General features: G+C 30.6%; 23 protein-coding genes. 3 read left to right on the top strand and 20 right to left on the bottom strand.

What is annotated here, in order from left to right:
- The first annotated feature begins 124 nt into the window (after positions 1-124).
- Positions 125-1792, top strand: coding sequence for an anaerobic C4-dicarboxylate transporter (locus tag CHAB381_RS05460; RefSeq protein ID WP_012109028.1), 1668 nt, complete (start codon positions 125-127; stop codon positions 1790-1792).
- A gap of 761 nt (positions 1793-2553) precedes the next feature.
- Here CHAB381_RS05460 and CHAB381_RS05465 read toward each other — a convergent pair.
- Genes CHAB381_RS05465 through CHAB381_RS05495 form a run of 7 tightly spaced genes read right to left on the bottom strand, consistent with a single transcriptional unit; the run spans position 2554 to position 8026 of the window.
- Entirely contained in the window at positions 2554-3138 is a 585-nt protein-coding gene (locus CHAB381_RS05465) for a thiamine phosphate synthase (protein ID WP_012109030.1), read from the bottom strand.
- Positions 3131-4270, bottom strand: coding sequence for a 2-iminoacetate synthase ThiH (gene thiH / locus CHAB381_RS05470; RefSeq protein WP_012109031.1), 1140 nt, complete (start codon positions 4268-4270; stop codon positions 3131-3133). Before thiH ends, CHAB381_RS05465 begins: the two co-directional genes overlap by 8 nt.
- 3 nt (positions 4271-4273) lie before the next feature.
- A complete protein-coding gene (locus CHAB381_RS05475; RefSeq protein WP_012109032.1) occupies positions 4274-5038 on the bottom strand; it encodes a thiazole synthase in 765 nt (254 codons plus the stop codon).
- A gap of 1 nt (position 5039) precedes the next feature.
- Positions 5040-5843, bottom strand: coding sequence for a sulfur carrier protein ThiS adenylyltransferase ThiF (gene thiF / locus CHAB381_RS05480; protein ID WP_012109033.1), 804 nt, complete (start codon positions 5841-5843; stop codon positions 5040-5042).
- Positions 5840-6043, bottom strand: a complete 204-nt coding sequence (thiS, locus tag CHAB381_RS05485; protein ID WP_012109034.1) for a sulfur carrier protein ThiS — start codon at positions 6041-6043, stop codon at positions 5840-5842. Before thiS ends, thiF begins: the two co-directional genes overlap by 4 nt.
- Positions 6036-6815 (bottom strand): NYN domain-containing protein, encoded by a 780-nt coding sequence (locus CHAB381_RS05490; protein WP_012109035.1) that lies wholly within the window; start codon positions 6813-6815, stop codon positions 6036-6038. The genes thiS and CHAB381_RS05490 overlap by 8 nt, the downstream gene beginning before the upstream one ends.
- Positions 6815-8026: a tetrahydrodipicolinate N-succinyltransferase N-terminal domain-containing protein gene (locus CHAB381_RS05495; RefSeq protein ID WP_012109036.1), complete on the bottom strand. Its 1212-nt coding sequence runs from the start codon at positions 8024-8026 to the stop codon at positions 6815-6817. The genes CHAB381_RS05490 and CHAB381_RS05495 overlap by 1 nt, the downstream gene beginning before the upstream one ends.
- Positions 8027-8140: 114 nt before the next feature.
- On the opposite strand from CHAB381_RS05495, the gene brnQ reads away from it, so the two are divergent.
- Both brnQ and radA read left to right on the top strand, forming a co-directional pair.
- Positions 8141-9463, top strand: coding sequence for a branched-chain amino acid transport system II carrier protein (gene brnQ / locus CHAB381_RS05500; RefSeq protein WP_012109037.1), 1323 nt, complete (start codon positions 8141-8143; stop codon positions 9461-9463).
- 229 nt (positions 9464-9692) lie between these two features.
- On the top strand, positions 9693-11036 hold the full coding sequence (gene radA, locus CHAB381_RS05505) for a DNA repair protein RadA (protein WP_012109038.1): 1344 nt from the start codon (positions 9693-9695) through the stop codon (positions 11034-11036).
- A 553-nt stretch (positions 11037-11589) separates the two neighbouring features.
- Here the strand turns inward: radA and CHAB381_RS05510 are convergent.
- From CHAB381_RS05510 to CHAB381_RS05575, 13 genes are all read right to left on the bottom strand, one after another.
- Positions 11590-12492, bottom strand: a complete 903-nt coding sequence (locus CHAB381_RS05510; protein WP_012109039.1) for a hypothetical protein — start codon at positions 12490-12492, stop codon at positions 11590-11592.
- Positions 12493-12656: 164 nt separating this feature from the next.
- A complete protein-coding gene (locus CHAB381_RS05515; RefSeq protein ID WP_012109040.1) occupies positions 12657-13574 on the bottom strand; it encodes a hypothetical protein in 918 nt (305 codons plus the stop codon).
- A 134-nt stretch (positions 13575-13708) separates the two neighbouring features.
- Positions 13709-15565 carry a calcium-binding protein gene (locus CHAB381_RS08485; protein ID WP_012109041.1) on the bottom strand — a complete coding sequence of 619 codons (1857 nt, stop codon included), beginning with the start codon at positions 15563-15565 and terminating at the stop codon, positions 13709-13711.
- A gap of 49 nt (positions 15566-15614) precedes the next feature.
- A complete protein-coding gene (locus CHAB381_RS05530) occupies positions 15615-16397 on the bottom strand; it encodes a hypothetical protein (RefSeq protein ID WP_012109042.1) in 783 nt (260 codons plus the stop codon).
- A gap of 11 nt (positions 16398-16408) precedes the next feature.
- Positions 16409-16627 carry a hypothetical protein gene (locus tag CHAB381_RS05535; RefSeq protein ID WP_012109043.1) on the bottom strand — a complete coding sequence of 73 codons (219 nt, stop codon included), beginning with the start codon at positions 16625-16627 and terminating at the stop codon, positions 16409-16411.
- A gap of 102 nt (positions 16628-16729) precedes the next feature.
- Complete coding sequence (locus CHAB381_RS05540) at positions 16730-17431, bottom strand: hypothetical protein (RefSeq protein WP_012109044.1); 702 nt, start codon at positions 17429-17431, stop codon at positions 16730-16732.
- A gap of 11 nt (positions 17432-17442) precedes the next feature.
- Complete coding sequence (locus tag CHAB381_RS05545) at positions 17443-18189, bottom strand: hypothetical protein (protein WP_012109045.1); 747 nt, start codon at positions 18187-18189, stop codon at positions 17443-17445.
- Between the two features lie 245 nt (positions 18190-18434).
- Positions 18435-19805, bottom strand: coding sequence for a calcium-binding protein (locus CHAB381_RS08490; protein WP_172462815.1), 1371 nt, complete (start codon positions 19803-19805; stop codon positions 18435-18437).
- Entirely contained in the window at positions 19721-20497 is a 777-nt protein-coding gene (locus tag CHAB381_RS05555; protein ID WP_041570501.1) for a calcium-binding protein, read from the bottom strand. The genes CHAB381_RS08490 and CHAB381_RS05555 overlap by 85 nt, the downstream gene beginning before the upstream one ends.
- A gap of 13 nt (positions 20498-20510) precedes the next feature.
- The gene (locus tag CHAB381_RS05560) at positions 20511-21269 is read right to left on the bottom strand and encodes a hypothetical protein (protein WP_012109047.1); all 759 of its coding nucleotides are present in this window, start codon (positions 21267-21269) and stop codon (positions 20511-20513) included.
- Positions 21270-21385: 116 nt separating this feature from the next.
- Positions 21386-24172, bottom strand: a complete 2787-nt coding sequence (locus tag CHAB381_RS08495) for an alpha/beta hydrolase family protein (protein ID WP_012109048.1) — start codon at positions 24170-24172, stop codon at positions 21386-21388.
- The gene (locus CHAB381_RS05570; protein WP_143297190.1) at positions 24169-24942 is read right to left on the bottom strand and encodes a hypothetical protein; all 774 of its coding nucleotides are present in this window, start codon (positions 24940-24942) and stop codon (positions 24169-24171) included. Before CHAB381_RS05570 ends, CHAB381_RS08495 begins: the two co-directional genes overlap by 4 nt.
- A gap of 71 nt (positions 24943-25013) precedes the next feature.
- Positions 25014-25724 carry a hypothetical protein gene (locus CHAB381_RS05575; RefSeq protein WP_012109050.1) on the bottom strand — a complete coding sequence of 237 codons (711 nt, stop codon included), beginning with the start codon at positions 25722-25724 and terminating at the stop codon, positions 25014-25016.
- Positions 25725-25731 lie beyond the last annotated feature (7 nt).

A 25731-nucleotide genomic window follows, 5' to 3' on the forward strand; every position in this document is an offset into this window, starting at 1 on the left:
TTAAAATTTTAAGCCGTAAAATTCAAAAATAAAAAATTAACATATAAATTTTTATCACTATATTAAACAGAATTTTAATTTAAATTAAATAAAATGCAAAATCAAATTTTATGAAGGAGAATTCATGGAATTCTTAATGAATTTAAGCGAAGGAACGCAGTTTGCAATAGAACTTGTTATAGTTCTCATATGTCTGTTTTACGGCGCGAAAAAGGGTGGTATCGCTCTTGGTATGCTTGGAGGTATCGGACTTTTGGTTATGGTTTTCGGTTTTGGTATAAAGCCCGGAAAACCGGCAATTGACGTTATGCTTACAATTTTAGCCGTAGTTGTAGCAAGTGCTACACTCCAAACAAGCGGCGGACTTGATTGTATGCTTCAGGTAGCCGAAAAAATCTTACGTAAAAATCCGAAATACGTAAGTATTTTAGCACCTTTTGTAACTTGTACTTTGACTATTTTATGCGGAACCGGACACGTTGTTTATACTGTTTTGCCGATTGTTTACGATATCGCAATAAAAAACGGAATTCGCCCTGAACGCCCAATGGCTGCTTCTTCAGTATCGGCTCAAATGGGAATTATAGCAAGTCCTGTATCTGTAGCGGTAGTAACTTTGACTGCATTTTTGCTAAACGCAAATTCGCATTTAGCGAATTTTGACGGATATTTAGATCTGCTTAAAATCACTATTCCATCGACATTTTGTGGAGTTTTGGCGATAGGAATTTTTAGCTGGTTTCGCGGTAAAGATCTGGATAAAGACAAAGAATTTCAAGAAAAAATAAAAAATCCTGAGTTTAAAGAGTATGTTTATGGCGGAGATGAAAATGCTTCGCTTTTAGGCGTAAAACTTGATGGTAAAAAATGGCTCTCAATGTGGATTTTCATTGGAATTATCGGCATTGTGGCAATTCTTGGATATTGTAACAATCTTCGTCCAAGTTTCGAAGAAAAAATCGACGCAAAAATCGTGCAAATCGTAAAAAATGATGAAATTTTAGCTAAATTTGACGCTAAAAACAGCACTCTTGAAGCTAAAATAGCAAGTTACAAAGAAAATATAAACGCCAAATCAAAATCAAAAATAAGCGCTGTTTATGATGAAATAAAAATCACAAATAAAGAAAACGGTGCGGAAAAAACCGTTGTCATCACTCAAAATGGCGACAATGTCATAGTTGGCGATAAAATTTACGAAAGTGCAAAAATCAAAGTAATAAATCAGACTACAAAATCAAAAGCGTTAAGTATGACAAATGTAATACAACTTTTCATGCTTTTAGCCGGCGCACTTATCATAATTTTTACACATGCAAAAGCTGAAAATATCGGTAAAACCGAGATTTTCCGTTCAGGAATGATCGCGCTTGTGGCCGTTTTTGGAATAAGTTGGATGGCTGAAACTATGTTCGGCGTGCATACTCCGATGTTAAAAGAAGCTCTTGGAAGCGTAGTAAATGACTATCCTTGGACTTATGCTATTATGCTATTGCTGATTTCAAAATTTGTAAATTCTCAAGCTGCAGCCTTGACGGCTTTTGTACCTCTTGCTCTTGCCATAGGCGTTCATCCTGGCGTCATCGTGGCGTTTGCACCTGCTTGCTACGGATATTATATATTGCCGACTTATCCAAGCGATTTGGCGGCAATTCAATTTGACAGAAGCGGCACAACTCATATAGGAAAATATGTAATAAATCATAGCTTTATAATTCCCGGACTTATCGGCGTTTTCACTTCATGCGTGATAGGATACATTTTAGCCGGAGTTTTTGGATACTTAGCGTAAATTTTAAAAAGTGTTTAAACTTGCAATTTTGCATTTTTAAACACTTTAATTTAAATATTTTTAAGAGTAAAATTTTAACCGCAAATTTCAAAATTTTATGAAATGTTTTATATTTGTTTTCAGTACCTGAAATTTAAAATAGCCCATTCTGTTTTTTATTTTTTAAAAGCCCGCTTTAAAAATAAAAAGTTTTAAAAATTTTAATAATACGGCTATAAAAAACCGCTAAATTTTAGCAAAGCGAAATTTAAAATGTTTATAAGACTGCGACAAAATCCAAAATTTATTTATAAAATTTCATCACGTGCAAAATATAAAATTTAAAAATTAATTTATGTCTGTAAAACTGCGTATTTTTTAAATAAAAACTTTAATTTTATAATCTTATTCAAATGTTAAGTGTAAAATATTTTCATTCAAAAATGCCTAAAGCTTAGGAAAAATATTTAAATTTCGCTTTTATAATCAATGAAAATTTATTGAATTTCTATAAAAACAAATTTAAGCAAATAGCTGTAAAAATTATAACAACTTTAAAAACTAAAATTTTAAGATAAAACACTTTATTTGTATTTTTTAAAAAGTAAAAATTTCAATTTATGAGATTAAAATAAACGTATATTTTCAATGTAATTTAAAATAATTTTAAATCTTATCTGTAAGTGATATTTGGCGTTTTAAAATACAATACTATATTTTTTTTGCAAATAAAATTTCAAATTTTAAAGAAAAATTAAACAAATTTTTAAATTTTAAATTTTTTAAAATTTATTTAATAATTCCTTTTCGTTTTGAATTTGCATAAGTGAGCTCATTAAACAAAGATTATTTGTGCCGGCAAGTAAAATTTCATTGAAATTATTCGGTGAAATTCCGCCAAGTGCATAAATTTCGCCATCAAAAAATTCACGCACATTTTTTATCAGATTTACTCCTTTCGGAGTGAGCTCAGCTTTACATGAAGTTTTAAATATATGACTCAAACAAAGTGCCGTAGCTCCAAATCCAAGTGCCTCTTTTGCTTCATAGACGTTATGCGCTGAAACCGTAATCTCTTTAAAATTTTTTGCACTGCACATTTTTAAAGTCGGCAAAGGAAGCCAAATATAAGGATAATTTAATTTTAAAGCAACTTCATAAAAATTATGTAAAAAAAGTTTTACGCCGAAATTTTTGCAAATTTTTAAAATTTCAATGAAATTTTTTTCATAATCCGCGCTATTTAAAGCTTTGTCTCTATAAATTATTCCTGAAATTTCAGCTTCACAAAGACGTAAAACTTTGATTTTCAAATTTTCAAAACCGCCGCAAATTTCACTATTTGTAACGGCAAAAATTTTACACATAAATATATTCGCTCATTAAAGGCGAAAGTCCATCATTTCTAATTGCTTCACAAACTTCGGATACAGAACGGTTATCGCTGATTTCAAACTGTTCATCACCCTTTTTGTGCGTATGACCGCCGATTCCGACACTTACGCCTGCTGAAATTTTATTTGCACCGATTTTTATTGCGTTATCGCGAAATTTCGCCAATTCTCGCGTTGAAATTGTAATATTTGCTGAAGGAATAAATAAACGATAAGCCATAATAACTTGTAAAAGCTCCTTTTCATGGACATCGCGCGGATTTATTCTGGCATTATTTATAATCGGGCGAAGACGAGGAACGGAAAACGCAACCTCTGCATAAGGATATTTTTGTTGAATTAAATAAGCATGAATACCTGTAGCAAAAGCGTCTTTTCTAAAATCATCAAGCCCTAGAAGCGCAGCAAATCCGACACCTCTCATTCCGCCCATTACAGCTCTTTCCTGTGCGTTTAATCTATAAGGAAAAATTCTTTTATGCCCTGCAAGATGAAGTTTTGCGTATTTGTCAGGATTATAAGTTTCTTGAAAAACTATTACGAAATCAACGCCGCAACTATGCAAATAAGCATATTCATCCACATTTAAAGGATAAATTTCTATGCAAACGATTTTAAAATACTCTTTTGCTATTTTACACGCATTGCCGATATATTCAAGACTTGTAGTGCTTTGACTTTCTCCTGTTAAAATTAAAATATCTTCCAAGCCGCTTTTTTTAATCTCTTTCATCTCATTTCTGATTTCTTCTTCGCTAAGTTTAGCTCTTTCGATTTTGTTTTTAACATTAAAACCGCAATATATGCAGTGATTATCACAATAATTTGCAATGTAAAGAGGCGTAAAAAGTGAGATATTATTTCCAAAATGCGCTCTGGTTTCTGCTTGACTTACTCTTGCGATTTCTTCCAAAAAATTACCTGCTGCAGGGCTTAAAAGCGCGCCGAAATCTTCAATCGTGCGAATTTTTTTATTTAGAGCGTTAAAAACATCAGTTTTCGTATAACTGTTTTCATCGTAATTTTCGCGTAAATTAAGCACCTTAGACATTATATCATCGCCTATATCTTGCATTCCTGGTAAATATTTCATATGATCGGTCATTTTTTAATCCCTTAAAAAACCTGTTAAAGGCGAACTTGCATTTGCAACTTTGCTGATGCCGCCAAATCCAGCTAAATAAGCATTTCTACCGGCTTTTACGGCTTCCGAAAAAGAGCTGGCCATAAGAGATAAATTTTTTGATGTAGCAATCGCCGTATTTATCATAACTCCGGCGCACCCGATTTCCATAGCTTCGCAAGCTTGAGAAGGTCTACCGATTCCTGCATCTACGATTATCGGTAAATCAATTTCAGAAACTAAAATTTCTATCATACCTTTCATTAAAAGCCCCTGATTTGAACCTATCGGTGAGCCAAGCGGCATAATGGCAGCCGCTCCGGCATTTTTTAAATCGCGCGCGAAATTTAAATCAGCGTGCATATAAGGAAGCACTACAAAATCTTCTTTTGCAAGCATTTCAGTGGCTTTTAGCGTTTCCGCATTATCCGGCAATAAATATTTGCTGTCTCTTATAACCTCAACTTTTACAAAATTTCCACACCCTAACTCTCTTCCAAGACGTGCTATTCTTAAGGCTTCATCAGCATTTCTGGCGCCACTTGTATTCGGTAAAAGCGTAACATTTTGCGGAATAAAATCAAGTATATTGCGTTCTTTGCTTTCATTTACTCTGCGAAGTGCCAAAGTTACAATCTCACAACCTGCCGTATTTACGCAAGCTTTTATCATTTCCAAATCAAATTTTCCGCTTCCCATTATCAAACGATTATTAAATTTCTTACCGCCAAGTTCCAAAAAATCCTGCATTTTATACTCCAAATTCATTCAAAATTATACGTAAAACCATATTTACCTGATGTCCTGCACAAATCATAACTCTTGGACTCATCAGCCCCATGCCTTTTGCAGCCGCGCTTTTTAGATCACCACAAATATAAACGCGTGATCCGAATTTCATAGTTTTAATTTCATTTGAACTGCCAAAACCTGCCATTCCGGAAGCGCAAACAAGAAATTTATCACTGAAATTTTCAGCTACGGTATTGATTAACATAGCCTTAGCTACGGCATTATCAAAACATTCGCAGATTATACTCTCATTTTTTAAAATTTCAACTATATTTTCGCTGGTAATTTTTTCGTTTAAGATTCGAACTTTCGCAAACGGATTTATCTCGTGTATCTGATCTTTCAAAGCCTGAGTTTTTGGCATATATAGATGTTTGATACTGTAATTTTGACGGTTTAAGTTACTTGGTTCCACAATATCGAAATCAATCAAAAAAAGTTCTCCGATTCCAAGACGAGCCAAAGCAATAGCTACATTTGAGCCAAGTCCACCAAGTCCGCAAATTGCAACTTTTGCATTTTGAAGTCGTTCATTTATGAAAGGCGAATTACGCGATTTTCTGAGATTTTCAAGTGTTTCTTCAGTTAATTTTTTTCCTTTTTTTATCAGAAAAATTTCATCATTTTCTTTAAATCGCTCATCATCACTGCAAGCAAAACCGTTTAAAATAACAATTTCAGAATCATCTTTCAATTCGGCTTTAAGGGCTTTTAAAGTATGCGAATCAGTCTCGTAAATTTTAGAATTTAAAAAAATTTTCATCCGCCCCCTACCAGTTCTACGATTTCATAAATTTGTCCGTTTGTAATTTTTGTGCTATTCCAGAATGATTTTTTTAAAATTTTGCCGTCAAGTTCAACAGCTATGCGTTCAGTTTTAAAATTTTTAAACTCCAAAAGCTCCGAAACACTTAAAGAAATGTTAAAATGTAAAATTTCACCGTTTACTTTTATTTCAACCATCAACGATAACCTTAAATTTAAACGATTTTTCTTTTTTAAGCTCAATGATTTTGTTGTCGCTTAAAAATTGCATAAATTTTGAAAGTTTATTAAAACCATGAGATTTTGCAGAAAATTCAGGAAATTCCTTAATAAGATTTTGTCCGAAAGGTCCAATATCGCTAAATCCGTTTTCATCACATTTATCGGCATTTGTAAGCTTTAAAATTTCGATAATTTTTAAAATTTCACTGTTATCGAAATTCGGTAAAATTTTTATTTCTTCTATATTTTTTGACCTGTTTTTTTCTTTTGTTTTAAAGATATTTTTGAATAATTTACCAAAAAATTTCTCTTTTTTTTCAGGTTCAGGTTCGTTTAAATAAAAAAATTCATCACACGCTTTTATAAAATTAATCTGAGTTTTATTTTCTCCGATTCCAATTACAAAACCGCCTTTTTCGCGTATTTTGATAGCCAAACTTGCAAAATCGCCGTCGCTTGAAACAATGATAAAATTTTTAATGTCCGTGTTGTTTAAAATTTCCATTATATCGATTACCAACGCGATATCAGCGGCATTTTTGCCATTTGGAGAGTGAAATTGCTGCACCGGTTTTAAGGCATGAGATAAAATTTCATCTTTATAGCCTAAAAGATTTTGACTTGAAAAATCACCGTATATTCGCCTTATAGCAGGCTCAGGATAAACATTTATAAGTTCAAAAACTTTATTTATATATTTGTAAGAGACATTTTCGGCGTCTATAAAAATAGCATATTTTTCGTTCATCAGTGTAAATCTTTATTCAATTTTATAGCTCTTTTGCTTAGACTGACCGTCATTTGCCCATTTTGGCTGTTTTGGCGGAAATGAAGTCCGTTTAAATTAGCTAGTTCCAAACCTTTATAAATTTCTTTTGAAAAATCAAAATTCGGATTTAATTTGGCAAGTTCAGCGCGATTTTTTTCATCCATTAAAATTTTTGTACCTTCTAATACAGCAATTCCGGCATCCACGATACAATCGTCCCCAAGAGGAATTCCTGTAACTGAATTAGCTCCTAAAAGACAATGATTACCGATGCTGATAGGATTTCCGTTTGTGCCGCTCAAAACGCCCAAAATACTTGCTCCACCGCCTATATCACTTCCTTCTCCTACGATTACGGAACTTGAAATTCTGCCCTCGACCATTGCACTTCCTAAAGTTCCTGCGTTAAAATTTACATAAGCTGCTCCGGGCATTATTGTAGTCCCTGGAGCAATAGCTGCTCCAAGTCTGACCTTGCTGTCATCTAAGATTCTAATATTATTTTCAGGAATTATATGAGCCAAAAAACGTGGAAATTTATCGACATATGCGATTTTAGCGCAATTTTTAGAACAACCGAATTTATTTGAAATTTCATCTTTTCTGAGCATTTCAAGTTCAACAGGTTCGCCGTAAATATCCCATGCCAAATTAGGAAGTACACCAAAAGCGCCGTTTAAGTTTAAACTTCGAGGTGCGGTTAAATTTTTTGAAAGCGCATAAAGCTTTAAATAAACGCTCTCTACGCTTTTCGGTGCAACATCATCAAAAATAAAAACAACACAAAATTTATGCGAAATGTATTTTGTAAATTTTTCATTTTCTTTTAATGTTTTATCTATTTGCATTAAAATTTGCAAATTTTTATGTTTTTCGCCATTTGCTTCGCCGATTAAAAAATTCATTTTTTTTAACGCATATCCGATAATATCTTTATTTAGCGGAACAATCAATTCGCTATCGCTAAAATCTATTTTTGTTCCATTTTTAATTGCGGCATTTATTAAAATAGCGGCACTTGCATAATTTGATTTCAAATTTATTTCGGCATAATCCATTTTAATAGTTTTTTTACCGAATGAACCGACACTTTGTCTGCCGATTGCCCAAATAAAAGGATCTTTATATCCATTTTTTGAACGAATTTCATCTGTAAAATTTTTTAGTTCGTCTAAATTTTGTATTTTCATAAATTTACCTTTTTTCATTTTTTAGGTGAGTATATCTTAAAATTTTGAAATTTTAACTAAATTTTATATAAAAATTGTTAAAATTCAAAATAATAATTTTTTAAAGGAAAATTTATGCAAAAACATATCAGCAAAATGCAATTTTTTGCCGTTTCACTTATGCTTTTTTCTATGTTTTTCGGTGCAGGAAACTTTATATTCCCGCCAATGCTAGGAAAAGAAGCAGGAACCAATGTATATGAAGCGACAATGTTTTTTTGTCTTACAGGCGTGATTTTACCGATTTTAGGAATAGCTGCTATTTCTTTAAGTAAATCTATGGATGAGCTCGTAAATAGAGCGGGCGTTATTTTCGGAATGACTTTTACAATTCTTATTTACATCACAATCGGTCCTGCTTTTGCGATTCCGCGTGCTGCAAATATGCCTTTTGAAGTTAGCTTGGCTCCATTCATTGATCCGAACAATAAATTTTTGTGGTTATGCTTTTACTCTTTTATCTATTTTGGGATAAATTACATAATTTGTGTAAATAAAAGTACTATGATAGATACTCTTGGTAAATATTTAACACCTATTATGCTTATTTTGTTGGTACTTTTATTTTTAGCCGGCGTAATAAATCCGATCGGTGATTTCAACGCTCCAACCGGTGAATACGCAACACACCCTGTTTCAAAAGGCTTTTTGGAAGGTTATCAAACAATGGATGCGCTTGCTTCATTGATTTTTGCAACGGTTATAATAAATTCTATGCGAAGTTTAGGTGTAAAAAATGAAAAAGCCATTTTTTCTTTGACAATAAAAAGTGGAATTTTAGCCGGAGCTATTTTAGCTTGCGTTTATATGATGCTCGGATTTCTTGGGGCAAGCAGTTCTACTAAATTTATGGAAGCTACGAATGGCGCCGCTTTGCTTTCAAATATCACTGATTATCTTTTCGGCAATTTTGGAAGAATCGTTTTAGGAGCGATATTTTTACTTGCTTGTCTTACTACAACCGTAGGTTTGATTAGCTCGGCAAGTGATTTTTTCTCAAAATTTACACCGAAAATAAAATACAGTGCCTGGTGCATAATCTGGTCGTTTTTAAGCTTTTGTGTAGCTACAATCGGACTTGATTCCATCATCAAATACAGCATTCCTGTGCTTTATATAATTTATCCTATAACAATTATGTATATAATTTTGTCGCTTATAAACGGAATTATTCAATCATCGTCATTAATATATAGAAGCTGCATTTATTTGGCTGCATTTTTAGGAATTATTAATTCTTTAGATACTACATGCGATATTCAAATTAAATACATTACCTATATAATCTCAAGATTGCCGTTTTATGAACAAAATTTAGGCTGGATAGTTCCTGAAGCAGTATGTTTTATAATAACTTATGCTATCTTCCTGATACGCAAGAAAAATATTGAAGTTTAAAAATTTTAAATACTCAAAATTTAAATCCGTTTTCCGTAAAAAACAGCTGAAATTTTACGGAAAACCGTCTTTACAATTTAAAATTCAGTAAAATTTATTTCACAAAACAAAACTTACGCACTTTTATCAATTTTATTAATTGAGACAATAAACAATATATTTCGCTTTTTGAGTTTTTAATTAAAATTTGAATATAATCACACAAAAGTAAGAAATAAAAAGGTAAAAAATGCCAAAAACAAAACCTGTGATTTACGAATGTGAATTTTGTGGAAATCAACAAAGCAGATGGCTTGGAAAATGTCCTGAGTGCGGAGCTTTCAATAGTTTTAAAGAGTTAAAAGCCGAACAAATAAAAGTTTTAAACGAAATAGCCGAAATTTCACATGCCGGCGTAGAAGCGAAGTCAATTAATGACGTACAAATAGAAAAAATTTCACGTATCGATACAAAAGATAGTGAACTTAATTTAGTTCTTGGAGGCGGACTTGTGGAAGGCTCTTTAGTGCTAATCGGCGGAAGTCCCGGAATCGGAAAATCTACGCTTTTACTGAAAACAGCTGCAAATTTAGCCTCTCAAAACTATAAAGTTCTTTATGTAAGCGGTGAGGAAAGTGCAAGTCAGATCAAAATGAGAGCCGAACGCTTGAACGCCGTTCAGAAAGAGTTATTTTTATTAACTGAAATCAACGTTGAAATGATTTTAAACGAAGTTGCAGCAAAAGATTATAAAATTTTGATAATCGACAGCATTCAAACGCTTTTCAGCGAAAAAGCTGGTTCGGCTCCCGGATCAATCTCGCAAGTAAGAGAGATAACGTTTGAACTTATGAGACTTGCAAAAGAAAAAAATATATCAATTTTCATAATCGGGCACATCACAAAAGAAGGCGCGATTGCAGGACCTAGAGTGCTTGAACATATGGTTGATGTAGTGCTATATTTTGAAGGAGATGGCAGTAAAGAGCTGAGAATTTTAAGAGGTTTTAAAAATCGCTTCGGATCAACCAGTGAAGTAGGAATTTTTGAAATGACAAATGCAGGACTGATCAGTGCAAAAAATGTCGCAAATAAATTTTTCACGCGAGGTGCGGCGGCGGCAGGTTCGGCAATAACCATTACAATGGAAGGATCACGCGCACTGGTCGTTGAAATTCAGGCTCTTGTCAGCGAAAGCGCATATCCGAAGCGTTCATGCACCGGATATGACAGAAACCGCCTCGATATGCTTTTAGCGCTTTTAAACCGTAAACTTGAAATCGGCTTAAACGGATATGATGTATTTGTAAATGTCATCGGCGGCGTGAAAATAACGGAAACTGCGTGCGATTTGGCGGTTGTAGCGGCGATTGTAAGCAGTTTCAAAAATCGTCCGATAAGTAAAGAAAGTGTTTTTATAGGAGAAGTCAGCTTAAACGGCGAAATACGCGATATTTTCAATCTTGATTTACGCCTTAAAGAAGCAGCTATGCAAAAATTTAAAACGGCGATTGTGCCAAGTAAGCCGAAAGATTCAATGGGCTTGAAAATTTTCCACGCAACAAGTATGAGTGAAATCTTGGAATGGATGTAAAAATTTTTAAGTTAAAATATGTTTTTTAAAAATAAAAAAGCAAATTTTAAAATTCTAAAAATTTTAAGTTCGCTTTTATAATCTTGCTTTGGTATGAAAAATATATACAAAAGCTGCAATTTAGCGTGATTTTAGATAAAAAGCGGATTTACAAAATGAATTCAAACTTACATAAAATTTAAATTTTTAAAAATTCTTTTTTTGGATATCCAAAAAAAATACTTTGGTTTATGAAATTTTATCCGTCTGCGACTTTTTAAATTTTAAAAATATTTTTTATTTTTGCTGTTTTGTTGATAACGCTTTTTATTTCGTCCTTTAAAAATAAGTTTGATATATTCGTATTTTACATATCCGTAATTCTCATAAAAATTTCATATTTTCACACTTTTTACTACAACCCGAAAAATTAACCTTAAAAATAAAATCTTTCATTTTCATCGGCTGTTTTTACAAAATTATTAAATATTTTATCGCTCAAATCGCCAAATAATTACAAACACATTTTAGCCATTTTTTAAAATTTTGAAATTCCATTTGAAATAACAATTTCTTAAAATGTAATTAATTTTCTAGTTTTATCAATATCAACGCCTAAATTTTGCAAAAAATACTCTCTAACTTCGTCATAAATTTGTTCATTATAAAAATATATAAAATAATATTTTTGCTTATTAGAAAACTCACTAGGAGTTCCTAGTTTAGGATTTATGGGTTCAGCTATAATTAAAGTAGGAAAAACTCTAAATCCATACAAAGTTTTATTTATCCATAAATATAAAAGTACTTTAAATATTATATTTCCAAACAATTGAGATATAAAAAACAAGGCAGTAAAATAATAAATTTCATTTGGTATAGACTTACTTAAACTAATAAGTAAATAAGCAAATATAAAAATCACAATTATTAAAACAATTATAACAGCTTGGATATCAAGCTTGTTTTTCCAAAAAGGTTTTAATAAGTAATTTGGTATTTCATTTATATTAATTTTGCGTTTTAATTTACTATCCAGCATATAATTAATAGAGTTATTGGCAAAATAAAGTGTATAACTATCCCTTGCAACATGAGCGTAATAATCAAAACAAATAAATACAAAAGGCACTATCAAAGGAGCAAATAAAAACCAAATTTCTATTTTTTCTTTTATTGAATTCATTGTTATACACATAATGCTAACTACAATTGTTATGCCTATAAAAAATGAAATAAATCTTAACGAAACACCAAAAAAGTAACTATAATCTTTAATAACTATCGGTTCTTTATCATAATCTCTTTTGTTTGAATTTTTATTGTGTGAAATTTGAGAATTATTTAAATTTAAATCATTTTCTAAATTTTTATTAGAATTTTCTTTATTATTAGAGGTATTTCCTAAATTTATTCTATTTTTAGGTCTATTATTTCTAAGATATTCTCTAAGTTTTTCTCTTTTATCATCATTCAAATTTTAGCCTTTGTTGTTTTATAAAAACTATTTTATTTTAATATTTTAAATCTTAAATATTATTCAAATTTTATCTTAGCTTAAATGTTTTAAAAAAATTTGTTGTTTTTATAATTAAATTTCAAGCTGTTTTTTCAACGCTTTCTCTATTTATAATTTACTCCTTAAATTATCGAAATTGTCTTTTTTATTTTACTTATATCTATATTTAAATTTTGCAAAAAATATTCTCTTATTTCTTTATATACTAATTCATTATAAAAATAAATGTAATAACATTTAAAATCGGCTTCGTATCTATATGTCGGTATTATTTCTTTTTCTACTGTTTTTTCAACTATTAGCTTTTCTATTATTAAAATGGGAAAAATTCTAAAACCGCTTAAAGTTTTGTTTATACAAAAATAAACAAGCATTTTATGTAAAATATTTCCGAAATCTACTGATATAAACAAACATACAGCCCCACATACAAGTAAAATAAAAATATTAAACTCAATATAGTTATAAAATATGCAAAATATTCCTAAAATAAATATAAAAAAATAGATATTTACAGATTTTTCATTTGTTTTCCAAAAAGGCATGTAAATATATTTTGAAATTTCGTTTGTATCGATAATCCTTTCAATATTGCTATCAATAAGAAAAAGAATTTTATTGTTTTTTAAACAAATTGTATAATTAGATTTTTTAATACTAAAATAATACTCCAATACTATGCTAGGAAAAACAATAATAGGAAAAATTATTATTGCTTCAGGAAACCCAATAAATGTAGAACAAAAAGCAATACCGAACATAAGAGCAAAAAGCCTTTGTGTTCCTGTAAAAAAATTACTGTAATCATCAATAATAATCGGATTTTTATCATAATCGCGTTTGTTTGTGAATTTTGATGAATTACTGTTTTTATTAGAATTTGAATTTTTGTCTGAATTATTGGAATTTTGGTTTATGTTGTTTTGTAAATTTGATTGATTGTTTAAATTATCTTTTGAATTCTCTTTGGAATTTTGTTTTTGTTTGTGAAGTCTATCCAGCGCTTCTTTTATTTTTTTATACTTTTCATCATCCTGCATTTATTGCCTTTGAAATTTTGGCTTTTTACTCTTTTATCAAAAATAAACTTTAAAATTATAATCCGTTTGTCTTAAATCATAATAATCAAATTTACTAATTTAATTTCATTATTATAGTTTAAGGAATTTGTTTGTTATTTAAACCATACATCATTAGCTATTGTAGTTGAACCATCTTCAAAAGTAACGGTTGAACTTTGTTTTATAATATTACCTTTTTCATCTGTATTTATGTTTTTATAGTTTAGATCAATACTTACTATACCACTATCTTTTAGTTTTATAAGTTCACCTTTATCAGTTATGGCGTTTTGATTAGAATCTTTCCATAAAAGTAATTTATCATAAATTTCATCTTTACTATCTATTACATTATCACCGTTTAAATCATAAGCTTTTAAAGCCTCGTAACCATTAGTTGCTTTATTGTTTGTGTATTTAAATCTTGTATTTGATATAGTATGATTTCCAAATAGTTCATTTCCATTATCTATAAGTCCGTTATTATTTTTATCTAACGCTAAAAAAGCATCTCCTTTATCTATCCATGAAGAGGCTTCTTTAAAGTTATTGTTATCATGGTCAAAGTAGATTGTATTATTTAATTTAGTTGAAGTAATTCCGTTTTTATTTAAATCTATTATGATTGGATCTACATCTTCGGGATCATCATCTCTGTCATCATCTATTATTGTGCCGTTACCGTTTTTAATTACACTTGCTTTTAAACCGTCGCTTTTACCTACTATATTTGCAGTTACTTTAAATTTTTCATCTTCTTCTTTAACGGTATCGTCATTCCAAACATACTCATACTCGGCTTGAGCGCCGAAGACATTTTCAACTCCTTCATCTATCGTATAATTCGTCTCTGAAAAATTCATAAATTTATATGTTTTTTTACCAACAGAAACTTTTACGAATTCTCCTACTTCCGGTTCTTTATTTAGTGAAACTATAAATTTCATTGATTGATCTTTTTCTACGGCTGAGGCATCAGAGATACTGATATTTATTTCACCGAATTCACTTAGATGAATTTCTAAGTTATCGTTTGAGAAATTTTCTATGGTAATGCTATCGTTGATGAGTAAATCGCCGTTGTCTTTGAGTTCGTATTTTACTCCGTCTTTGCCTTTGTAGATATTTGAGCCTTTTTCGATTTGAGTACCACCTTTTAGTTGATGATTTTCTAAAAATACTCTACCATTTCCATCACTGTCTTTTATTATATCTCCATTATCTACGAAATAATCATCTTTACCGTTTCCACCGATAAGTATATCCGCTCCTCCGTGACCTATCAGCATATCGTTACCGTTGCCACCAAAGAGGACATCGTCTTTGCCGTTACCAAACAAACTACCTTGTGCGTTTGGCATAAATGGTCGGGCATAGACTGTGCCGTCGTGCATTGTGATTTGTAAGATACCTTTTTTAAGCATTTCTAGGTCTGGTAAATCGTTGGTAGTTCCACCCAATCTATCATACCAATCTTGAAATTTATCTCTTAAATCAATATCTGTAATACCTAAAAGATTTGTTAAATCAAGCACAAGCATAGCTTGACCAACTCCTGGTATAAATCTCGTAACAGCATAAGTTCCAATATCGAAAGCTATACCAGAAACAATTCTATTTCCGTTTTGACCACTGAGGGCATCGCCCATAAAATTTACAGCACCACCGAAAGCAGGAAAACGAATTTCATTTATTTTTTTAAGCTTAGCTTTATTTGCAAAAAATTCATCTACATTATCAACTTCGCCGTTTGCTTTTGCAAGTTTATAGTTGCCAAGAAGTTCTTTTACATTGCCTTCATATTTCAAATAATATGCACCATTGCTCATCAGTTCTGCTGGCGTAACAATACCATTTTTAATCAAAGAATCAAAAATTTCTTTGACAACTTCTTGGTTACTCATAAGTTTTTCCCAAGCCTTATCTAACTCAATCCTAGCTCTCGCTTCTCTACTACCTGTTGAACTCATAGTTCTCTCCTTTAAAAAAATATTATTAAATTTTATTTTCTATTTTGTATCAAAAAGGTGAATACCTTTTTGGTAAATTATCAATATTTATATTCTTTGTTACTAAAAAATATTCTTTTAAATCTGTATAATCTTTTTCGTTAAAAATATAAATTAGTCCGTATTTATCTTCAAACATAAAAAAATTCATACCTGATTTATCATCATAAAATTCACAAATCAAAGCATTAATACAATTAAAAAGTATAAAATTTTTTAAAGACTTATTTATAGCTAACCACCAAATAATTCTATATATAATATGACCAACTAAAAAAAATAATGGAAATGTTATAAAAATTATAGATGATAATGGCACAATATATACACAGATACAAAATACAAAAGCGACAAAAATTAGCCAAATAAGCGAAAAATTTGCAAAACTACCAGTTAAACTTTTACCTTGTATCAATACCTTTTCTAACCCAACAAAAAATTTAAGTTTGCCGTCTGTTAGATATTCTATTTTTGAATTTTTAAATACAATAAAAGTTTTTTCTTTTACACAAGCTATATGATATTTTGATAAATTTGCAATTGTCAGTATTAATGTAATAATAATAGCAAAATGTAGAAATCCATCTACACTCTTGTCCCTAATAAATAATACGAAACAAGCAAGTAAATACATCGCAATACCATAAGCAGAAGTATTTGCCATTGAGCTAAAAAGCCTACTATAACTTTTTAAAACTATTGGCTCTTTATCATAGTCTCTTTTATTTGTATTTGAATTTGTGTTTAAATTTTTATCAAATTTCTTTTTATTCCAGTTTTCAAAATTTTCCATATCCAACCCTTTCATTTACAAACCTTATCCTGTCCTGCCATTAGATTTGCCTTAATTAGCATAAATTTAGCTTCTAAAATATGCTCTGTTAAGTCTTGCTTTTTTTGTATTGTTTTTATAAGCGAATTTAAAAGCTCTATTTTACTTTTTTCACCGCTTTCATTAAGTCTAGCTATGTAGTTTTTTGCTTTTGTCGTATCTGCGTAGAGTTCGCTTAAATTTTCTCTCATATCTTTTTCGTTTTCTAAAAAGACAGATATATCTTTTATCTGCTTTTCATATTTTAGTTTTTCATCTTGTTTTTGAAATTCTATTTGAGTGCCACCTTTTAGTTAATGAGAGCTTCCTAGAAATACTCTGCCTTTGCCGTCGCTATCACGGATAATGTCAAGTGTTCCTGCATTGTATGTATCAAATCCGTCGCCACCGATGAGTAGGTCGCTACCATTACCACCTTGAAGTGTGTCGTTCCAATCGCCACCAAATAATACATCGTTCATATAATTACCAGTTGCTAAACCATATCTTCCTTTAAGCGGTCTCATATATACCGTGCCGTCGTCCATAACTACACGGAGAAATCCATCTTGTGTAATATAGTCTTTATATTTATCTCCTTTTGTAGCCCAATCGTAAATTTCTCCTGCTAGGCTTCCTATATCGTAGCCGAAGTGGGAGGCAATAGTATTTAATCCATCTATGGCTTTTACTGCCACTTGAAAAGCTCTACCCATAGGCGTAATTTGTGCTACAAATAACACAGTATCAATTGCTAAATTTAGAGCTGTTTTTACGCCAGCTTCCCCATTTGCTAAATCTACTGCTATATTTCCAGCCTGTGTAACTAGGAATAAGCCACCTTTCCCGTGTTTCATTTTTTCTAAATGTTCATCAGCCAATATATCAATTGTTTTACTAGCATCATTTATAGCCAATTTGGCTAAATTTACTTCACCATTTCTGATAATACCAGCTTCTTCAAGCATTTTTTCAACTCTGTCGAGTTCGGCTTTCGCAACTAATTCTCTACTCATTTGTGTCTCCTTTAAATAAAATAGTTTTTATCAATTTTTATATTTTCAATATCTAAATTTAATCTACTTAAAAAGTATTCTTTAATATCGTTATATTCGATTTCATTTGCAATTACTATAAAACGCAAATTTTCATCAAAAATCTTAAATTCCAACGAATTTACAAATTTAAAAAATCTAAATTTTGAGTTGTAAATTTGGTAAATACTTTGTGGCATTACGAAAAATAAAAATAAACCAAAAAATATCAAAGTAAGTATTAAAAATATGGATAAATTTTGCGTTATGGCTATCCCTATAATCCATATTGCAACGCATATAAAACAAGAAATATAGCTTAAAATTTTCATACCAAAACTTATATTTTTTAATTTCTTTTTGCTAAAAATAAACATTTGTGGTATTTTCATTATTGTTATTATTGAATTTAATTGCAAATTTTCTACAATTTCGCCATTATTTATAAATTCTATTTTATCATTTGAGAATTTAAAATAGCTATTTTTATACATTGCATATTCATCATACATTGTTTTCAAAATAGGCAACATTGCAACCAAATATAATAGCAGTAATCTAAATTTGGTATTTGGTAAAATGAGAATAAAAATTATAAAAGCTAAATGAAAAAATATTGAAATATAGTTTATTTTTACATTGTGATTTTTTATTATTATTGGCTCTAAATCGTAGTTTCTTTTAGCGTTATTTAAATTTTTATCAAATTTTTTTTTATTCCAATTCTCAAAATTTTCCATATTTCAATCCTTTATGTTTAATTTTCCGTCATTGCGAGAGTTTGAAAAACTCGAAGCAATCCAGTCAAACGGCAAAGCCGTTTATTAAAAAGCAAATTTGCAAATAATAAACGCCTATCGGCGTTGCTGGATTGCTTCAAAAACTTCGTTTTTTCGCAATGATAAATTTTAGCAAATTCAAATTCAGGTCGTATCGTTTATACACGATACGAATTTATTTAAATTTACAAATTTAAACTCAAATTCTATTTGTTTGAATTTAAATTTGCAAATTCTTTTAAATTCCCAAACGCTGTGATTTGTGGAAGTGATTTTATCTCAAATGGAATTTCATTTTCATCTATGATTTCTTCTGTGTCTTTGTAATTTACCTTAAACCATATATCATCTGCTTTTACCTTTGTGCCATTATTTAGCGTAGCAGTTGAAGTTTGTTTTATGGTGTTTGAGTTATTGTTTATATCTGTGTTTGTGTAGTTTAGATCTATTGAGCTTACTTTATCACTTAGCTTTATAAGCTCTCCGTTATCTGTGATGGCATTGCCGTTTTTATCTTGCCAAAGAAGTAGCTTGTCAAATTCAGCGTCTTGGCTATCTATTATGCCGTCATTGTTGCTGTCATAGCTTTTTAGTGTTTCAAAGCCGTTGTTTAAAGATGAATTTGTGTATGAGAAAGCACTATCTGAGATACTTTTATTTCCAAAGAGTTCGCTTCCATTATCTATTATGCCGTTGTTATTTTTATCTATTGCTAGAAGTGCATCATCGCCGCTTACCCAACCTGTGGCTTCTTTAAAACCATTATTATCTAAATCAAAATTTATAGTATAATTTAGTGCGTGTGAGTTTATGCCATCATTACCCAAGTCAATCACAATCGGAGAATATTCACGCTCTGGGTCAGGGTCATCGTCACGGTCGTCGTCTTTGATGAGACCTTTTGCAGGGTGAATATATTTTACATTTAGATTTTTAGAAGTTCCACTTTGTAAAACAGAGCCACTTACTTCAAATTTTCTATCTCCGTCTTTGCTTTCGTTTCCGTCCCACTCATAGATATAAGCATTATCTTTTTCTTGTTCATTTTCTGTAAATTTAACCAATTGTCCGTTTATGTATAGTGTTAAGTATTCTCCTGCTTCTAATTTTCTATTTAAACTTACTTTAAACCCTAGCGTATGTTTGCCGTTGCCACCCTCATTTGCTTGATTGTCGTGTATGGTAACTACTACATCTTTTGGGTCTATTAGTATTATGCCTAAATCATTATTGTCTTTATTAAAATTTTCTATGACTATATTTTCTCCCATATCACTTACTACTAATCTTCCGTCATCGTGGAGTTTGTATTCGATATAATCATCTGAAATATAAAGGTCTCTGTCTTTATCATAAGTTCCGCCTGTTAGTTTGTGTCTGTTGAAATGAACTGAGCCTTTGCCGTCGCTGTCTTTTATGGTGTCGCCTTTGGTAGCTAGGTATGTGTCATCGCCTTTGCCACCGATTAGTAAGTCGCTACCATCTTTTCCCATTAGGGTATCGTTTCCGTTACCACCGAAAAGGACATCGTCTGTCCAACCATTTCCACCATGGTGTCGCCTTTGGTAGCTAGGTATGTGTCATCGCCTTTGCCACCGATTAGTAAGTCGCTACCATCTTTTCCCATTAGGGTATCGTTTCCGTTACCACCGAAAAGGACATCGTCTGTCCAACCATTTCCACCTGTGATAAGACCACTTGGAGTTACACCACTTGGGAAAAATGAAGCTGATAATGGTCTAGCATATACAGTGCCGTCAGGCATAGTAATTTTTAATATACTATTACTTTCAATGGCAACTGATTTTGCTCCGATAATTTTAGCTATCTTATTCATTTCATATTCGCCATTATCATCATAGCGATATTTCCTATATAACTCTTTTAATTTTGTGGCAGGGTCAATTCCAAGAGCCGTAAGACCAATATTTACAAATTTTATAATCTTACCCTGCGGTGTCATTTCCAAAACTGTAAGTGCAATATCTACGCCTAACCCAAGCACGGTTTCAACAGTATCTTCACCACTTACATTGCTAATTAAAATATTACCACCAGCAGTTATAAAGCCAACCGCACCTGAACCAAGTTTGCTATTATTTAAAGCTTCACTATATTGTGCGTATCTTTTTGGTAAATCCAAAGAATCTGTGCTAATATTCCAAGCTTTATTGATATTGTTCATAATTGCTTCTCTTAATTTTAAGTCTTTTAAAAGAAGCACCTCGGCTCTGTTTAAAATTGTAGTAGCTGTAATTTCTCTACTCATTTTTGTCTCCTTATTAAAAATGTTTTAAATCTTGTTTTTTAATCTCATAAATTGCTGAAAATTTTTGTTTTACACTATCTAAATTTATTTTAAATTTTTGCCAAAAATACTCTTTTAACTGATTATATTCTTTATCGTCGGTAATTAAAAAATTTAAAAAATTGCCGTCTTTATCTTTTAAAAAAAGCATATCGTAAAACCAGTTGGCTTTTTTTGCTCCATACTTCCAATGTATATAAAATTGTGGCAATAAAAATCCAGCCACACAAATAACTGCAATATATAGCATTACTAAAAACATAAAGAAAATTCCATCAGTTGCAACCAATAGTAAAAAATATAAAATTGTAAAAACTATTACCATTTGACTACCATTTATATCGAAATTATTTTTAGGTAAAGCACTATCAAGAGTTTTAAAAATTTTATCGATACTGTTAGTATCTATTTTTGCTACTAAAATATTATCTTTCTTTTTTTCTATAAAATCATTTTTTATATAAATTTTAGTTGTAAAACTCAAATCTTTAAGCGTTTTTAAATCTACCAAAATGCTAGTGTAAATCAAAAACATCTTTCTATCAGTCGGTATATCTAATACCAAAACAACAATCAAAGCAAGTGTTGATATGCAAATTTGAATTATTAACATTTCGTGTAATTTGTCTTTTATTATTATCGGTTCTAAATCGTAGTTTCTTTTGGTATTATTTAAATTTGTGTTTAAATTTTTATCAAATTTCTTTTTATTCCAGTTTTCAAAATTTTCCAAATTTAATCCTTTAAAATAAAATTTCATTGTAAATTCAAATTCAGGTCGTATCGTTTATCTACGATACGAAATGTTTTTAAATTCACAAATTTAAACTTACTTTTGAATTTAAAAATTCAAGCAACAAGTAAATTTAAATTTGCAAATTCTTTTAAATTCCCAAACGCCTTTACATTTGGCAAAGATTTTATCTCAAATGGAATTTGGTTTTCATCTATGATTTCTTCTGTCTTTTTTAAATCTACATTAAAATACATATCTTGCACTTTTACTTCTGTGTTATCATTTAGCGTAGCAGATGAGATTTCTGTTTGTCCGTTTTTGGTGTAATTTAAATTTATTGATTTTACTTTATCACTTAGTTTTATTAATTCGTCTGTTTCGCTTATACCATTGGAGTTTTTATCTTGCCAAAGAAGTAAATTTGTAAATTCTTTGTCTTTTTCATCGATTATGCCATCGTTATTGCTATCAAATTCGCTTAATGCTTCAAAGCCATTTTTTGCGTTTGGATTAGTGTAGGCATAGGCGTTATTTGAGATGCTCTTGTTTCCAAATAGCTCGCTACCATTATCGATTGCGCCGTTGTTGTTTTTATCAATGGTGATAAAGGCGTCATTGTTATCTATCCAGCTTGTAGCCTCTTTAAAGCCGTTATTATCAAGGTCAAAATTTATCTTATAGTCTAAATTTGTGCCTTTTATGCCATCATTATTAAGGTCTATTGCAAGTGGATCGTAAGTTTCTGGCTTATCATCGTTTGGATCTTTGTCGTCGTCTTTGATAGTGACATATCCCGGTTTTATATCTCTTATAGTTAAATTATCTGATTTAGCAAAGATATTTACGCCACCTACGCAGTATTTTCTATCTTCTTCTTTTGTTTTATTTCCATACCAGCTAAAATCGAGTGTTTTATTATCACTTAATAAGCTTTTAAAAAGACTGGTATCATAATCTTGTGGTAATGTTCCAAATAAAACTAACTCTGTGGATTGTTTTTCATAATTGTATTTTTGTATGATGATAAATTCGTCTTCTTTTAATTCTCTACTTAGTTTTATACCTATACTAGTGTTATATGGTGCTTTTCCGTCTTTATTTGGTTCGCTTTCGTCTCCTTCTGTTACTGTTGCATTTGATATGATTATATCTATCTCATCTGCTTCTATTAGATCTATACCAAGAGATTTATCTTTTTTGGAGTAGTTGTTGATGGTTATGCTTTCATTTTTGGCTGTGTCTGTTACTATAAGAGTGTTTCCGTTTAGATGATATTCGTAAATTCCACCAACATAACAACCTTTATCTTTATCGTATGTTCCGCCTGTAAGTGGAGAATTTGAATTGAAATATACAGAGCCTTGACCTTTATCATCATCTTCTATGGTATCGCCGTCTCCTGCTTTGTAGGTATTATAGCCTGAGCCACCATACATAGTATCTTTACCGGCTGAGCCTATGATTGTATCATTGCCACTATCTTTGTCATCTTTGCTATCTTTTAAATCTGCATAGATTGTATTTGTTGAGTTTGTATCTTTTATACCGCTTAAATCTATATAATCACTTCCGCTTCCTGCTTCTATATAGTTTGAGCCACTAGTTAGAGTTATGGTGTCATCTCCTGCTAGGGTGTAAATAAAGTTTTCTTTGCGTGTATCTATAAAGTTTTCACCAAGTTTGCCTGTGATAATATCATTAGAATTTGTGCCAAAGAAAAAACCCTTATTTGCTACGATATATTCATCGGTGGTGGCATCATCAACAATAGTTTCGCTATGATAAATCTTACCTGTTTGCAAATCACTATAATATGCACTAGAATTTGATTTACCTAGTAATGCTTCAAGCATTTTAGCTTTATCACTTACATAGTTCCCACTATATTCATCTTTATATTTTTCTAGTTCAGAATAAGCGTTCGAATTTACGCCAGATACTATGAAAGGATTTAAATTCACAAGAGCATATAAAGCAGGTGTGCTTAAATTTGAGCCTGAGAAAAAGGAAGTTACGCTTGAAGTTGGAGATATTAAATCAAGGTTGAATTTGACATTATTATTTTCATAGGCGTTACAAATTTCTATTATATCGTTTGCTCCATTTGCTTTGCCTACTATTTGTTCTATTTGTGAGATTGTGCTTTGAGCTGTTTTAGCTACACTTCCACTAAATAATGAATTTGGTGTGTTATAAAATCCACTTAAATAGTTTGTTACGACGTTTTCACTTGCTCCGTTTGATATAGCCATATCGTAGAAATAAAGAATTTGGGTTAGGTCTTTTATACCGTGAGAATCGCCTGAGACTTCGATATATTCGCCAATATTCATACCTACCTCGTGAATTAAATTTGCAAAATCTTTGGCTACTATGTCTGTAATTTTAGAATTATATTTTATCGGACTTTCAATACCAAATAAACGCAAGAAATTTAATCTTGCTCCACCAAGTCCTGGGGCATTATAAGTGTATGTATGAGAGATTTTATCTTCATTAGCGATTGTAAAAAGCTGAGCTAAATATCCGCCTAGCGAGTGTCCTGTAACTACTATTTTATCAGTGCTTGAAATATAGCCTTGTTCTGCAAGTTCATTGTATAAATTTTTTAAATCAAACCGTGATTGAAAATTTTCATCACCCCAAATTGCAAGTTGTATATCGTTTATTAAATCTTCGATAGTGTTTATAGGTCTTTTCCAAGTCAAATCTGTTCCACGAAAAGCTATAACTTTTTCATTACCATTTGAATATACTGCTATGTCGAAACCTGTGAAAGAATTGTGTATCGCACCTTCAAATTTCCAATCACCTAATTGACCTTTTTGTTGTTTATCGTCCAAATAAGCATCTTGTGCCAACTGTGCGTAAATTTTGTAAGCCCCGAATTGATTACTCATCTCTTATCCTTTCCATTAGAATTTTTGTTTATTAAGTTTTGTTTTAAAATATCGATTATTTCGTTATATCCATATCCGCATTTTTCATAATGGATACTTGTTTCGACGGATTGCATTTTTGCCATAAAATAGTTATACGGCACAAAATATTCATATTTTTTCGCTATCAAATTATTTTTATAAAAAATATCAGCAGTATGTCTATAACCACTTTTGCCACATTTTTTCGCTAAATCTGATAAATCCGCCCAATAACAACTTTTTAAGTCAGTATTAGATGAAAAACTTATATTGCTATCTGGGTATGAAGTGTAAGTGTATGGAAAATCTTTTTTTATTATCATATAATCACTCTCTTTTATCTCATAATCATCACTTACAATCTCTATCTTAAAATCTTTTTTAATATCGCACTCGTATCTAAATTTAAGCATTTTAAACCCGTCAAATACAAATCCATAAGTAAAAAATAAAACTATTAAAGTAGTTATAAATTGCGTTTTTTTAAGTAGGCAAATTTTCTTTGTCGCTTCTACTTGATTTCCTGCTCTTATGGCTTTTCTTTGAATTCCAAATTCATATCTACTTATGATAAATAAGAAAATAAATGTCAGAAAAAAGACAAACACAAAAAATCCAAAGAAAATAAAAAGCAAAAATAAGATGATAAAAAATACTTTTGCAAATTTGTTTATTTGCGAATTTGCGATATATTTTATACACAACGCACAAGCAAAAGCTACTATAAGATTTATGATTAAAACTTCCATTTTTATCCTTTCATCTATTTTTATAGGCGTTTCTTGCCAACTGTGCATAAATTTTATAAGTCGCAAATTTGTTACTCATCTTTTTCCTTTTCTAAATTTTCTTTTAAAATTTTTATTATTTCATCTTTATTTTTGTAACCACAAACATCATAGTGATTAGGGTATGAAACAGAATACATTTTAGCATTAAAATAATTATACGGTAAAAAATAATTGTATATATTTGCAATCACCTTATCGTAGTATTTTACAACTACTGTATTTTTAAAACCCATTCTTGTGCCACATTCAGTTTGCAAATCACTCAAACTAGAATTCGCACAACGCCTTATCTCATCTGTTTTAGCAAAACTAATTTTATCTAGTGTATAGTTATTGTCTAAAATCTCCACCTTGTAATTTTTGCCAGTAGCGCATTTATACTTAAATTTATAAATCCTAAAACTATCAAAAAATACAACACTTATTAAAACCAAACAACACAAAATTGCAAAAAAAGCACTTTTATTTTTTATTGTTACGGCTTTTCTTATTGCTTTTATGGTTTCGCCGTCTTCATATTTTTTTATGTCCGAACTACCGATAACAAGTGGTTTTTCCTTAAAAAATGGCAATAAAATTATTGTCAAAATAAAACACCACCATAAACCATAAAACACAAAAGTCATAAATAGAGCTATGGCTAAAATTCTTAAAAATATATTTATTTTAAGATTTGCAAGATACTTCACACAAAGTGCCGACAGTATCGACGCAACCAAATGCACCAAAAAAATATCCAAATGTTCT

Origin of the sequence: Campylobacter hominis ATCC BAA-381 (genome assembly GCF_000017585.1) — a bacterium.
GTDB lineage: Bacteria > Campylobacterota > Campylobacteria > Campylobacterales > Campylobacteraceae > Campylobacter_B > Campylobacter_B hominis.